General features: G+C 65.7%; 10 protein-coding genes and 2 pseudogenes. 7 read left to right on the plus strand and 5 right to left on the minus strand.

Features of this window, described 5'->3' with window-relative positions:
• Positions 1-276: 276 nt before the first annotated feature.
• Together SF06_RS16235 and SF06_RS16240 are read right to left on the minus strand one after the other, a co-directional pair.
• Positions 277-1,074 (minus strand): hypothetical protein, encoded by a 798-nt coding sequence (locus tag SF06_RS16235; RefSeq protein WP_027590183.1) that lies wholly within the window; start codon positions 1,072-1,074, stop codon positions 277-279.
• A gap of 83 nt (positions 1,075-1,157) precedes the next feature.
• Positions 1,158-2,252, minus strand: coding sequence for an RDD family protein (locus SF06_RS16240; RefSeq protein WP_039562684.1), 1,095 nt, complete (start codon positions 2,250-2,252; stop codon positions 1,158-1,160).
• Positions 2,253-2,379: 127 nt separating this feature from the next.
• On the opposite strand from SF06_RS16240, the gene aroC reads away from it, so the two are divergent.
• The 5 genes from aroC to SF06_RS16265 all read left to right on the plus strand — a co-directional run bounded on the left by aroC (position 2,380) and on the right by SF06_RS16265 (position 6,485).
• Positions 2,380-3,471: a chorismate synthase gene (aroC, locus tag SF06_RS16245; protein WP_027590182.1), complete on the plus strand. Its 1,092-nt coding sequence runs from the start codon at positions 2,380-2,382 to the stop codon at positions 3,469-3,471.
• A 62-nt stretch (positions 3,472-3,533) separates the two neighbouring features.
• Complete coding sequence (locus SF06_RS16250; protein ID WP_039562685.1) at positions 3,534-4,700, plus strand: MFS transporter; 1,167 nt, start codon at positions 3,534-3,536, stop codon at positions 4,698-4,700.
• A gap of 22 nt (positions 4,701-4,722) precedes the next feature.
• A complete protein-coding gene (locus SF06_RS16255) occupies positions 4,723-5,274 on the plus strand; it encodes a cupin domain-containing protein (protein ID WP_039562686.1) in 552 nt (183 codons plus the stop codon).
• A gap of 80 nt (positions 5,275-5,354) precedes the next feature.
• The gene (locus SF06_RS16260; protein ID WP_039562687.1) at positions 5,355-5,939 is read left to right on the plus strand and encodes a tetratricopeptide repeat protein; all 585 of its coding nucleotides are present in this window, start codon (positions 5,355-5,357) and stop codon (positions 5,937-5,939) included.
• A gap of 108 nt (positions 5,940-6,047) precedes the next feature.
• Complete coding sequence (locus SF06_RS16265; RefSeq protein ID WP_039562688.1) at positions 6,048-6,485, plus strand: hypothetical protein; 438 nt, start codon at positions 6,048-6,050, stop codon at positions 6,483-6,485.
• 15 nt (positions 6,486-6,500) lie between these two features.
• On the opposite strand, the gene SF06_RS16270 is transcribed toward SF06_RS16265, so the two are convergent.
• Entirely contained in the window at positions 6,501-7,391 is an 891-nt protein-coding gene (locus tag SF06_RS16270) for a DNA-3-methyladenine glycosylase family protein (RefSeq protein WP_039562689.1), read from the minus strand.
• Between the two features lie 871 nt (positions 7,392-8,262).
• Between SF06_RS16270 and SF06_RS19080 the strand changes: the two are divergent.
• Positions 8,263-8,637: pseudogene (locus tag SF06_RS19080) on the plus strand (HAMP domain-containing protein); the annotation flags it as partial.
• A gap of 339 nt (positions 8,638-8,976) precedes the next feature.
• A pseudogene (locus SF06_RS19085) lies at positions 8,977-9,492 on the plus strand (methyl-accepting chemotaxis protein); the annotation flags it as partial.
• A gap of 105 nt (positions 9,493-9,597) precedes the next feature.
• Here SF06_RS19085 and SF06_RS16280 read toward each other — a convergent pair.
• Positions 9,598-10,941 carry a short-chain fatty acid transporter gene (locus SF06_RS16280; RefSeq protein ID WP_027591680.1) on the minus strand — a complete coding sequence of 448 codons (1,344 nt, stop codon included), beginning with the start codon at positions 10,939-10,941 and terminating at the stop codon, positions 9,598-9,600.
• A gap of 124 nt (positions 10,942-11,065) precedes the next feature.
• Entirely contained in the window at positions 11,066-12,244 is a 1,179-nt protein-coding gene (locus SF06_RS16285; RefSeq protein ID WP_039562691.1) for an acetyl-CoA C-acetyltransferase, read from the minus strand.
• Positions 12,245-12,281 lie beyond the last annotated feature (37 nt).

Raw genomic sequence — 12,281 nt, forward strand, 5'->3', positions numbered from 1 at the left:
ACAACGTTGTTTTTGTCCGCCAGGCGGCAGCTGGCCCGGGCGTTGCGGCGGGGTACGCGACGGCGGACAGGTGAAGCGCTGTCCGCCCTACCGCTGAGCCCGGGCACCGCTCACCGCGAGGCCGGCGATGTACCGGCAGTTGACCAGCCATAGGCGGGACTGCAGCGTAGGGCGGACAACGTTGTTTTTTGTCCGCCAGGCGGCGCTTGGCCGAGCGTTGCGGCTGGGTACGCGACGGCGGACAGGTGAAGCGCTGTCCGCCCTACAGGGCACCGCTTACCGCGTGGCAATCCAGATCAGCAGCCCCGCCTGGAACAGCGCGAACGCCACCAGGCAGGTGACGGTGAAGCGCAGGCCGCTGTCTTCGCGCTTGAGCCAGGTGATGCGTTCCTCGTGCTTGCGGATCAGCGCTTCCTGATCGCGCAGCTGGGTGTCGGCCTGTTCCAGCATGGCGGCGCAATCCAGCTCGTCGAGCACCTGGACCTTGTCCGGGTTCCACTCGGCCTCCAGCTCGCTGACCCGCTTGGCCCCGTAGGTGGCGCGCAGTTGGCCCTCGTCCGGGTACAGCACCTCGAAACCCTGCTGGCGCAGCGCATGGTCGCGGCGCAGGCGGGCGTCCTCGCTGAGCATGTTGCGATAGGGCAGGTCGCCGGACTTCACCGCGTAGTGCGACCACTTCTGCTGCGCCCACTCGATGGCCTGGGCCAGCAGGAAACGTCCCAGGCCACGGTTCGGCGGGTCGATCTGCAGTGGCTCGAAGCGCATTTCCTTCTGCTGGTGATCCAGCCAGACATCCAGGCGGTTCTGGTCCTTCTTCAGCGACTGGCCGGGCAGCTCGACGCTCAGGCGCAGCAGGCTTTCCTTCTGGCTGTGGCGCTCAATGCGCGAAAACTGCGCAAAGCGCAGCGGCCGCGCGCCGGTGGCCCGGTCGAAAGGCTGCGGATACAGGCGCAGCAGACAGTAGGGCTCGGGCGCCAGCAGTTCCCAGGGATGGCCCTGGGGCGCCTGCGCGTCCGGCTCGGCCGGAGCGGCCGCCTGCTGTTCGGGTTGTTCGGGAGTGTGTGTGTCGGTCATTGCGGTGCCCACAGACTGTCTGCCTCAGCGTTATCGGCCGCAACGCCGTTTCCTGCAGTGTTGCGGCCGAAAAATTGGGCAGCTCACGGGTATGTCTGGCTGTAGTTGCGGGGCGGGTTGCGCGGCAGGGTATCGAGCAGGCGGGTCTGGATCTGCTCCACCTCAGCGGGGTTGGGGTGGTAGGGCGGTCGCTGGGCCGTGATGACGTGCCACAGGGTGTCGCCGCTTTGGATGAGTTGCACGTGCCTCAGATGGTCAGGCTCGTCCAGGGGACTGCCGTTGGTGCGCCATGTCGGTAGCCCTTTGTAGTCGGAGTAGGAGCCCATCTTCAGTTCCATCTTGTTCGCCGTGGCCATGATGAATGCGAACACCAGATCCTCGAACGGAGCATCATCGGCCGCACGCTCGGGCAAAAAGAACACTGTGGTCAGCGGGCCGTGGAAGGCGTACCCGTTCCGGCCAGTAGGCAGCGGCCCGACTTCGGTCTGCCAATACCCGGGCAATACCGCCGTATAACCTGTCTCAGGATTCTTCCAGTACAGCGGGGCCATGTTCCTGGGCGGCGGTTGATTCGGCGCGGACAGGGAGTTCAGGCCATACACACCGCACATCAGCACGACGAACACCAGCTTGCGCCACAGAGGCAGCGGCTTGGCCAGGACACGGAAACCGGTTTTCAGATCGTAATGGGTCAGCTCATGTTCCTTGGCCTGAAAGAACTGCCGCAGCATGGTGAACAGTGTGACGATGGGGATCGAAAAGCCCAGGCCGCGTACCCAGAGCCCAAGATTGCGCAGCAGATACAGGCCCAGGGTCGGGCGGGACTTTTCGGAGTGCACCACTTTAAGTCCCAGCAGGGCCTTGCCCGGTGTGTTGCCGAAGAAGCGCAACATCAGCGCATCCAGCAACAGGGCAAACGGCACAAACACAATGAGCGAGTAGAACCATGGGTTCAGCAGCGACTGGCGCGAATCAACGACGAAAAACAGCTTCACCATCAGCTCCGGCGCAAGCTTGGCCAGCAAGAAGCCGAATACAAGGCCCAGAGTGGTCATCTGCCACGAGAGGTCGAAGGTGCGTGCCCAGAAGCGTCGCCAGAGCGCGGGAATGTGCTTCTGGTTGTCGCTCTGGGGCGTCGAGGTTTCGGTAGAAGGGGGCGCGTCTTGCATGGTTTTCATCACAACAGCCTCTGTCCAATGCTCGTTAGATCGGCTGCGTGGAGATCCGCTTGAGGGACCTGCGGAACAATGCCCGCTCTCGGGTATACTGCCGGCCTTTTCCAGAGGCTGATCGCGGAGCATCAGGATGTCCGGCAATACCTTCGGCAAGCTGTTTACCGTTACCACCGCCGGCGAGAGCCATGGCCCGGCCCTGGTGGCTATTGTCGATGGCTGCCCGCCGGGGCTGGAGCTGTCGCTGGACGACCTGCAGCGCGACCTGGATCGCCGCAAGCCGGGCACCAGCCGCCACACCACCCAGCGTCAGGAAGCCGACGAAGTCGAGATCCTCTCCGGCGTGTTCGAAGGCAAGACCACCGGCTGCCCGATCGGCCTGCTGATCCGCAACACCGACCAGAAGTCCAAGGACTACTCGGCCATCCAGGACCTGTTCCGCCCGGCCCACGCCGATTACACCTACCACCACAAGTACGGCATCCGCGACTACCGGGGCGGCGGCCGCAGCTCGGCCCGCGAGACCGCCATGCGCGTGGCTGCCGGCGCCATCGCCAAGAAGGTCCTGGCCAAGCTGGGTGTTCAGGTGCGTGGCTACATGAGCCAGCTCGGCCCGATCGAAATTCCCTTCAAGACCTGGGACGCGGTGGAGCAGAACGCCTTCTTCTGCCCGGACCCGGACAAGGTGCCGGAGCTGGAGGCCTACATGGACCAGCTGCGCCGCGACCAGGATTCCGTGGGCGCCAGGATAACCGTGGTCGCCGAGGGCGTGCCGCCGGGCTGGGGTGAGCCGATCTTCGACCGCCTGGACGCCGAGCTGGCCCACGCGCTGATGAGCATCAACGCGGTGAAGGGTGTGGAAATCGGCGACGGCTTCGCCGCCGTCGCCCAGCGGGGCACCGAGCACCGCGACGAACTGACCCCGGAGGGTTTCCTCTCCAACCACGCCGGCGGCATCCTCGGCGGCATCTCCAGCGGCCAGCCGATCGTCGCCCATCTGGCACTCAAGCCCACTTCCAGCATCACTACGCCGGGTCGCTCCATCGATGTGCATGGCAATCCGGTCGAGGTGATCACCAAGGGCCGCCACGATCCGTGCGTGGGCATTCGCGCCACGCCCATCGCCGAAGCCATGATGGCGCTGGTGCTGGTGGATCACCTGCTGCGCCACCGTGCCCAGAACGCCGAGGTGAGCGTCTCCACCCCAGTGTTAGGACAACTCTGAACCTGAGTCCGCGAGCCTGAAGCCGGGTAAGCGACTCCGGCTCGCACATTCGGCTGAAGGCTATGGATTCCGCGCTCCCGTATTGGCGTCTCTCCGGTTTTTATTTCGCGTACTTCGCCCTGCTCGGGGCGACCGCGCCGTTTCTCTCGCTGTATTTCGCCCACCTCGGCTTTTCGCCCGCGCGCATCGGTGAACTGGCGGCCATTCCGCTGCTGATGCGCTGCCTGTCGCCCTTCGTGTGGGGCTGGCTGGGCGACGTCACCGGGCGTCGGCTGGCGATCGTGCGCCTCGGCGCGGTCTGCACGCTGCTGGCCTTTGCGCTGATCCTGTTCGACAAGAGCTTCATGTGGCTGGCCATGGTCATGGCCCTGCATGCCTTCTTCTGGCACGCCATCCTGCCGCAGTTCGAGGCCATCACCCTGGCCCACCTGCGCGAACGCCCAACCTTCTATAGCCGCGTGCGCCTGTGGGGCAGCATCGGCTTCATCGTCGCCGTGGTGGGCCTCGGCTGGCTGTTCGACTGGTTGAGCCTGAACAGCTTTCCCGCAGCCATGCTGGTGATCATGCTGGCCATCGTCGTCACCGCCTGGCGCGTGCCGGACGCCGCGCCGTCGCCGAGCGGCGACACCACCGTGCACGAGGGCTTCTGGAAGCTGCTGCTCAAGCCTGGCGTGCCGGCGTTCTTCCTGTGCGTGGTGCTGATGCAGGCCTCCCACGGCCCGTACTACACCTTTCTGACCATCCACCTTGAGAACCTCGGCTACCCGCGCGGCACCATCGGCCTGATCTGGGCGATGGGCGTGGTCGCGGAAATCGGCGTGTTCATGGTCATGGCGCGCATCCTCGACCGCTTCTCCCTGCGTCGGGTGCTGATGTTCAGCATGCTGCTGGCGGCACTGCGCTGGCTGCTGATGGGCTACCTGGCCGATGAGCTGTTCGTGCTGCTGTTTGCGCAATTGCTGCATGCGGCCAGCTTCGGCTGCTTCCATTCCGCCGCCGTGCACTTCGTGCAACGCGCCTTCGGCATTCGCCACCTGGGTCGGGGGCAGGCCTCCTATGCCACGGTGTCGGGCATGGGCGGCGCGCTGGGCGCGCTGTATGCCGGTTACAGCTGGAGTGCTTTGGGCGCCGGCCCCACCTTCCTGATTGCCACCGCCGGCGCGACCCTGGCGGCCTTCATCATCGCCAAGCGATTGAAGGACACCCCGCACAGCGCGCCGCCGGTATGACGATGATTACGAGGCTTTATTCATGAGCGTGTTGAGCGTCTACAGCGTTGCCCTCCCCGAAGTCCCGAGCAAGATGCTCATCGACCCTCAGGACGTGGCCGCCACGCTGGCTGAGATGGGTGTGCGCTACGAACAGCGCGAACTCGCCGGCGGCCTGCGCCCCGGCGCCAGCGAAGCCGAGGTGCGCGCTGAATATGGCGCGCTGCTGCAAGGTGTAGCCGCTGAGCTGCAGCTGCCCGCCGAGACAGTCATCAGCCTGGAGCGGGGCAGCGAGCAGGCCGCCGAACTCAACGCCCGCTTCGCCAATGAGCAAACCCTTGGCGGTGAACACGCCTGGCTGTTCCTGGGCGGGAGGGCGCTGGTGAGCCTGCATGCGGACGGCGCGGTATTCGCCTTCCTGGGCGAGCGTGGGGATCTGCTGGTTGTGCCGAAGGGCGTGGCTCATTGGGTGAGCCTGGGCGAAGAGCCGCATTGCCTGGCGGTGCGCCTGGCGCCGGAAGGGGTTGTCGCCGAAGAGACCGGAGAGACGATTGCCGGGCGTTTTTTGGGGTGGAGCATTATTGCTGAGTATTAAATGAAGGTGATTTAAATGGCACGAAGTCCGTCAGCGCTCCTCGGGACTTCGTTATAGGGTTAACTGAAGCGAGATTTTTAATGGAACCTGAGAAGATTAAAGAGTTTTTGGATTCTCTTGCTGCCTGGGATGCTGAGGATGATAAATGGGTTGAAAGCTCTATCACTTTCTTCTCGGATAATATTGAAAAGACAGATTCTGAGTTTGTAGCTTCTTTGCTGCGGGAGAAGAAGAAAGGAGCTGGATCTCTGGTTGAGGTGATGAAGGAATATGCCTACAAGGGTTCGCCGGCTGCTCAAGTGGCAATTGGCGCTTTGATGCTTGAAGGAAAAGGCATTGAAAAGAATACCCACGAGGCGGTTTTCTGGTTGAAGCGGGCTTGCATTGGGAAAAACCCAAATGCGGGTCTTTTGCTGTCCAACATGTACGCCAATGGTTTGGGTGTGTGTGAGTCGCTTATCAAAGCCAGACAGTACATGCAAGCGTCAGCAGACTTGGGTGTGTCCCGGGCTCAGTACCACTATGCAGTGATGTTACTGGACCAGGCGTGGGGGCCGGTGGATGAGGAGGAAGCGCTGCGTTACATGAAAATGGCCGCCCATAATGATTATTCGCAAGCAATAGATTTTTTGAAGGAAAATGGCTTATTTGGTCTCGGCGATTGAGCGTTGTGGTCGGATATCGTCAGGATTGATCTGGCAGCACTGATCTTGCCCGGTCTCATACGAGTCACCTGAGCAGGCCTGGGTCTGGTTGATAGAGGGTTTGTCTTTATGCACCGCGCCTACCTCGACACCGAATTCACCGACCTCAACCCCTTCACCTACAAGCTGATCAGCCTGGCCCTGGTCGTTCCCGACGGCCCTGAGTTCTATGTGGAGCTTGCCGACCACTGGGTCGAGGATGAGTGCTCCGACTTCGTGCGGGAAATCGTCCTGCCGCAGCTGGATCTACCTGTTCACGGACGTACGACGGATCAGGCACGCACTGAGCTGCGAGAGTTCCTGCTGGCGCTCGGGCCGGTCGAGATCGTCAGTGATGCGGTGATGTGGGACTGGCCGCTACTGGTGTGGCTGGCCGGCTCCGATGGGCTGCCGGAAGGGGTGACGGCCGGGCGGATCAGCAGCGATATCGAGTTCGATGATCTGGGCTACGAGCCGCCTCACCATGCGCTGCAGGATGCCCGGCTGCTGGCCGAGCTGTTAGGGTGAGGCGGCCGCCGCCGCCTAGTCGTCACCCGCCGCCCCATAACGCTCCCACAGATAAATCGCCGCATACGCCCGCCACGGCCGCCAGGCCTCGGCGCGGCGTTTCAGCTCCCGTGCATTGACCCCGCCCGGGCCCCATACCGGTGACTTGAGCAGACCCAGGTCGGCGCCCGGAAAGGCATCCACCGCGCCGAAGCCGCGCAGGGCAATGTACTCGGCGGTCCAGGGTCCTATGCCGGGCAATGCGCAGAGGCGCTCGACCAGCGCGTCGGCACCATCTTCCACATGCAGTTCAAGGCTGCCATCGGCCACGGCGGCGGCCAGGTGTTGCAATGCCGCCACCCGCTTGGCAGGCATGCCGATGGCGGAGAGGTCGGCGTTGGCCAATTGTTCGGGGGTGGGAAACAGTCGCTGCGGACCGCTCGCGGGCGCGTCCGCCAGCGGCTCACCGAGCCGCGCCACCAGACGGTTGGTGATGGTCACGGCCGCCTTGACGGTGACTTGCTGACCGACGATGGCGCGCACGGCCTGCTCGAACGGGTCGAACGCGGTGGGCAGGCGCAGACCGGGTGCTCGGGCCACCAGCGGCGCCAGCACGGCATCGCCGGCGAAATGCGTGGCGATGGCCTGCGGATCGGCATCCAGATCGAACATGCGCCGCACCCGGGTGACGAGGGCGGCGCTCGCGGCCAGGGCGGACGGGCTGATCCGCAATTCCAGGCTGTTCGTTTCCGGCAATGGTCGTACCGCAAACCAGCCAGTCACCGAACCCATGCGCAGGCTGCGGCAATAGCCGTTGGCGTCGAGGGTTTCCACACCGGGCAGCAGGCGCAGGGCGAAGTGGCGCTGGAACTGCTGCCAGTCCCAGGGCGGCAGGAAGGGAAGATGAAGGACGGGGGTGCTGTTCATGCGTGGAGCTTAGGCCCTTTGACGCCAGAAAATAACTGTCTGGCTCGCTATTCAGTTTCCTTACGTCCCAGCGATAACCCTGCAAATCAAAAGGCCATTACGGCTTCGAATCTCAGGGAGTAATTCGATGGGTTGGCAGGGTTTGGCGCTGCGCACGCGCCTGTTTGCGGTTTCCTCGCTGGTGCTGGTGCTCACGGTGTTGCTGGTGGTGGGCTTCCAGTCGTATCTGACCAGCCAGGATCAGCTGCGCCGGCTGAAGGAGCAGGAACTGCCGGGGCGCATGCAGACCATCGCGGCAGGCATTCGCGGTCAGCTCACGCTGGCCATCAACGGTTCCGAGGCGTTGGCCAACAACGTGTTCATCCAGGACTGGGCGCGCGCCGGCGCGCCGCTGGATCGCCTGCCCGACATGCGCCGGGCCATGGAGCAGACGCTGAAAGCCCTGGGCGCCAACGCGGTGTTCATGGCGGTGCGCACCCCGGATGGTGGCGTGCGCTACCACCATCTGGAAGGCAATAAGCTGCAGTGGCGGCCGATGTCGGAAGGCAATGCCGACGACGGCTGGTATTTCGAGTACCTCAAGCGCAACACCCCCTACGAGCTGAACCTGGACACCAACGCCCTCGGTTCCCAGGGCCTGCAGATCTTCGTCAACTACCGCGGCGCGCAGACCGACGACCAGGGCCGTCCGTTGCTGGTGGCCGGCGGGGCGATGAACATGGAACAGCTGGCCAGCATGATCCGCAACTACCGCTTCGGCGAGTCCGGCCAGGTGATGCTGGTACAGCCGAGCGGGCTGGTGGATATCCACCCGGATGCCCGCCAGGCCGGCAGCCTGGACCTCTCCAGCCAGTCGGGCTTCCGGGCGCTGATGGCCAACGACTGGCTGAAGGTGCGCGATCAGGGGCTTCATATCCTGCAGATAGAGCTGGCTGGCCAGCCGGCCTTCGTCGGCGCGCTGCACCTGCCGGATCTGCAGCGTTACCTGGTGGTCACCCAGCCGGTGCGCGACACCGTGGCTGGCATCACCGCCAACCGCCGCCTTACGCTGGGGGTGGGCCTGGCGCTGCTGGTGCTGGGCCTGCTAGTGCTCTATCCGCTGGCCGGTCGCCTGACCCGCCCGCTGGACGACCTGCGCAGCCAGCTCAAGCGCATCAGCGACAGCCTGCAACTGGACCAGCCGCTGCAGACCCGGGATCAGGCGGAGATCGGCGAGATGTGCGCCCAGCTGAACCAGTTCCTCGGCCGGCTGCGCGAGACCCTCGGCGCGGTACGCCAGACCAGCGATGCGGTGCAGGGCATCACCCGCGAGCTGGAAGTGGGCGCCGTGCAGGCCACCCAGGCGTTCCATGATCAGCAGGCGACCTTGCGGGTGGTCAACCAGGATCTCGATCATCTGAGCCAGAGCGTGCGCAGCATCGCCGGGCACGCCGGTGAAGCGGCGGTGTCGTCCGACCAGGGCAGCCGCCTGCTGGAGCAGGCCCATCGGCAGATCGATGCCAGCCATGCGGCGATCACCCGGCTGACCGAGGACATGCAGGCCAACATCGAGCAGTTGCAGGTGCTGCAGACCCACAGCGGCGAGATCACCCATGTGCTGGAGGTGATTCGTGGCATCTCCGAACAGACCAACCTGCTGGCGCTGAACGCGGCCATCGAGGCGGCACGGGCCGGGGAGCAGGGCCGTGGATTCGCCGTGGTGGCCGACGAGGTGCGCGCCCTGGCGCAGCGCACGCAGAGCTCGACCACCGAGATCCAGCAGACCACCGACCTGCTGCGCCAGGCCTCCAACCAGATGGCCGAGCGCATCACCGAGAGTGCGCAGAGCACCCAGGAAGGCATGCAGCAGCTGGCGCAGGCCCGCCATGAGCTGGGCCAGTTGCAGACCGGCCTGCAGCGGGTGTTCCAGATGAACCGCTCGATCGCCGAGGCCACCGAGGATCAGAACGCATCCGTGGCCGACACTCATCGCAGCCTGCAATCGCTGGCCGACCAGGGCCAGCAGGCGGTGGTGATGGCCGAGCAGGCCACCGCCGCCACCAAGCGCCTGGCGGTGCTGATTCGCGAGCTGCATGTGCGCACGCAGCGGTTTCGCTGCTGAAAGCACAGCGTAACTGAAGCCGCTCCACGGTCCGTAGGAGGGGCTTCAGCCGCGATGAGGGATGCACCGGGGTTGCGCCCCGGTGCAAGGAGGTGCGGCCTGCGATCAGGTCAGGAAGTAGAACGCGCCGCAGATCACCACGCCCGAGTACAGCAGCATCATCAGGCAGTAGCCCATGATGTCGCGGGCGCCGAGGCCGACGATGCCGAGCAGCGGCAGCGCCCAGAACGGCTGGATCATGTTGGTCCAGGCGTCGCCCCAGGCGATGGCCATGGCGGTCACGGTGGGCGAGACGCCGAGGGCCTGGGCGGCCGGCAGCATGATCGGGCCCTGCACTGCCCACTGGCCGCCGCCGGAGGGCACGAACACGTTGACCACGCCGGCGCTGAGGAAGGCCAGCAGCGGGAAGGTGTCCGCCGAGGACCAGGAGATGAACGCCTCGGTGATCTGCCGGCCGAGCGAGATGCCCTCGGCGTTGGCGCCCATCATCATGCCCATGATGCCGGCGTAGAAGGGGAACAGCAGGACGATGCCGCCGATGCCGCGCACGCTCTCGTCCACCGCGCGCATGTAGCGCTCCGGGGTTCCGTGCAGCAGCAGGCCGCAGAACAGGAAGATGGCGATCACCACGTCCAGGCCGAGCACGAAGCCCTTGCTGCTGAAGTGGTTGAACAGGTAGATGGCCGCCAGGGCGACCAGCGCAAGGCCGAGGATGCGGCTGTCATCCAGGCGCTGAGCCGGGGTTTCCCGGGCCGGCTGCTCGGCGCGCGCTTCCACCAGCTTGGCCGGGTCGGCCACCTTGGCGTCCTGGCGCGGGTGCATGGCGCGGTTGAGCAGCGGCAGGCCGATCACCAGCAGGGCGACGATGGTCAGGTTCAGCGGGCTGAACAGCGACTCGGTGATGCTTACCGGACTGGTGAGCACACCGGCGGTCATGCGCGCCAGGTCGGGGCCACCGCTGGCCATCGACAGCGGGATCGAGCCGGCCAGGCCGCCGTGCCAGACCAGGAAGCCGGAGTAGGCCGAGGCCACCAGCAGCGGGTAGTCGACCCCCTGCACCTGGCGGGCCAGGGCGCGGGCGAACACCGCGCCGATCACCAGGCCGAAGCCCCAGTTGACCCAGCAGCCGACCAGCGCCACCAGGGTGACCATGATGATGGCCTGCCCGGGCGTGCGGGCCATGCCGGCCAGGCGGTCGAGCTGACGGTTGACGATGGGAGCGCTGGCCAGGGCATGGCCGGTGACGAAGATCAGCGCCATCTGCATGGCGAAGCCGAGCAGGGTCCAGAAGCCGCCGCTCCAGTGTTGCACCATGCGTGGCAGGGATTGGTCGGTGGAGAGCATGCCGGCGATCAGCACGGCAAGGGTGAGCAGTGCGGAGAATACGAAGGGTGAGGGCAGGTAGCGCTGCACCAGACCCACGCTCATGCGGGTGAGGGTGTTGAACATGAGTGACGCCTCTTTCTTATGTTTGTTGGGCTTTATCGGTCGGGCGCGGTAACGCCCAGGGGTGCGGCGCGGGTATGCCGCAGCCCGGCGGTCACGCCGGGCGCTTACAGGTCTCCTTTGGAAATCAGCGTTCGATGGCCAGCGCCACGCCCTGGCCGCCGCCGATGCACAGCGTGGCCAGGCCCTTGCGGGCGTCGCGGCGAAGCATTTCGTGCAGCAGGCTGACCAGGATGCGGCAGCCGGAGGCGCCGATGGGATGGCCCAGGGCGATGGCGCCGCCGTTGACGTTGACCTTGTCGGCGTCCCAGCCGAGGGCCTGGCCGACGCACAGCGCCTGGGCGGCGAAGGCTTCGTTGGCTTCGATCAGGTCCAGGTCGGCCAGTTGCCAGCCGGCCTTCTCCAGGCAGCGGCGGGTGGCCGGCACCGGGGCGTAGCCCATGATCGCCGGGTCGACGCCGGCGCTGGCGTAGGCGGCGATGCGCGCCAGTACCGGCAGGCCGAGGGCCTGGGCCTTGGTGGCGCTCATCAGCAGTACGGCGGCGGCGCCGTCGTTGAGGCTGGAGGCGTTGCCGGCGGTGACGCTGCCGTCCTTCCTGAAGGCTGGCTTGAGTCTGGCCAGCGCCTCGGCAGTGGTGCCGGCGCGCGGTTGCTCGTCGCGGGCGAAGACCAGCGGCTCACCCTTGCGCTGTGGAATCGACACCGGGGTGATCTCGGCATCGAAGCGGCCGGCTTCGATGGCGGCCAGGGCCTTCTGTTGCGAAGCGGCCGCAAAGGCGTCCTGGGCCTCGCGGCTCAGGCCGTACTGCTCCACCAGGTTCTCGGCGGTGATGCCCATGTGGTAGTCGTTGAAGGCGTCCCACAGGCCGTCGAGGATCATGCTGTCCTGCAGCTGGGCATGGCCCATGCGCAGGCCGGTGCGCGCCTTGGGCAGCACGTAGGGCGCCTGGCTCATGTTCTCCATGCCGCCGGCGATCACCACCTCGGCGTCGCCGCAGCGGATCGCCTGGGCGGCCAGGTGCAGGGCCTTGAGGCCCGAGCCGCAGACCTTGTTGAGGGTCAGTGCCGGGACTTCGTGGGGCAGGCCTGCCTTCAGCGCGGCCTGGCGGGCGGGGTTCTGGCCGGCGCCGGCGGTGAGCACCTGGCCGAGGATCACTTCGTCGACCTGCGCCGGGTCGAGGCGGGTCTGCTCCAGCAGACGGCGGATGACGAGGGCGCCGAGCTCCGGGGCGGGAATCTCGGCGAGGCTGCCCTGGAAGGCGCCGATGGCGGTACGGGTGGCGGCGACAATGACAACGTCTTGCATGGGAACTCCTGACATGCGTCCGGGGCGCCGAAACGGG

Source organism: Pseudomonas flexibilis (assembly GCF_000802425.1).
Lineage (GTDB): Bacteria > Pseudomonadota > Gammaproteobacteria > Pseudomonadales > Pseudomonadaceae > Serpens > Serpens flexibilis.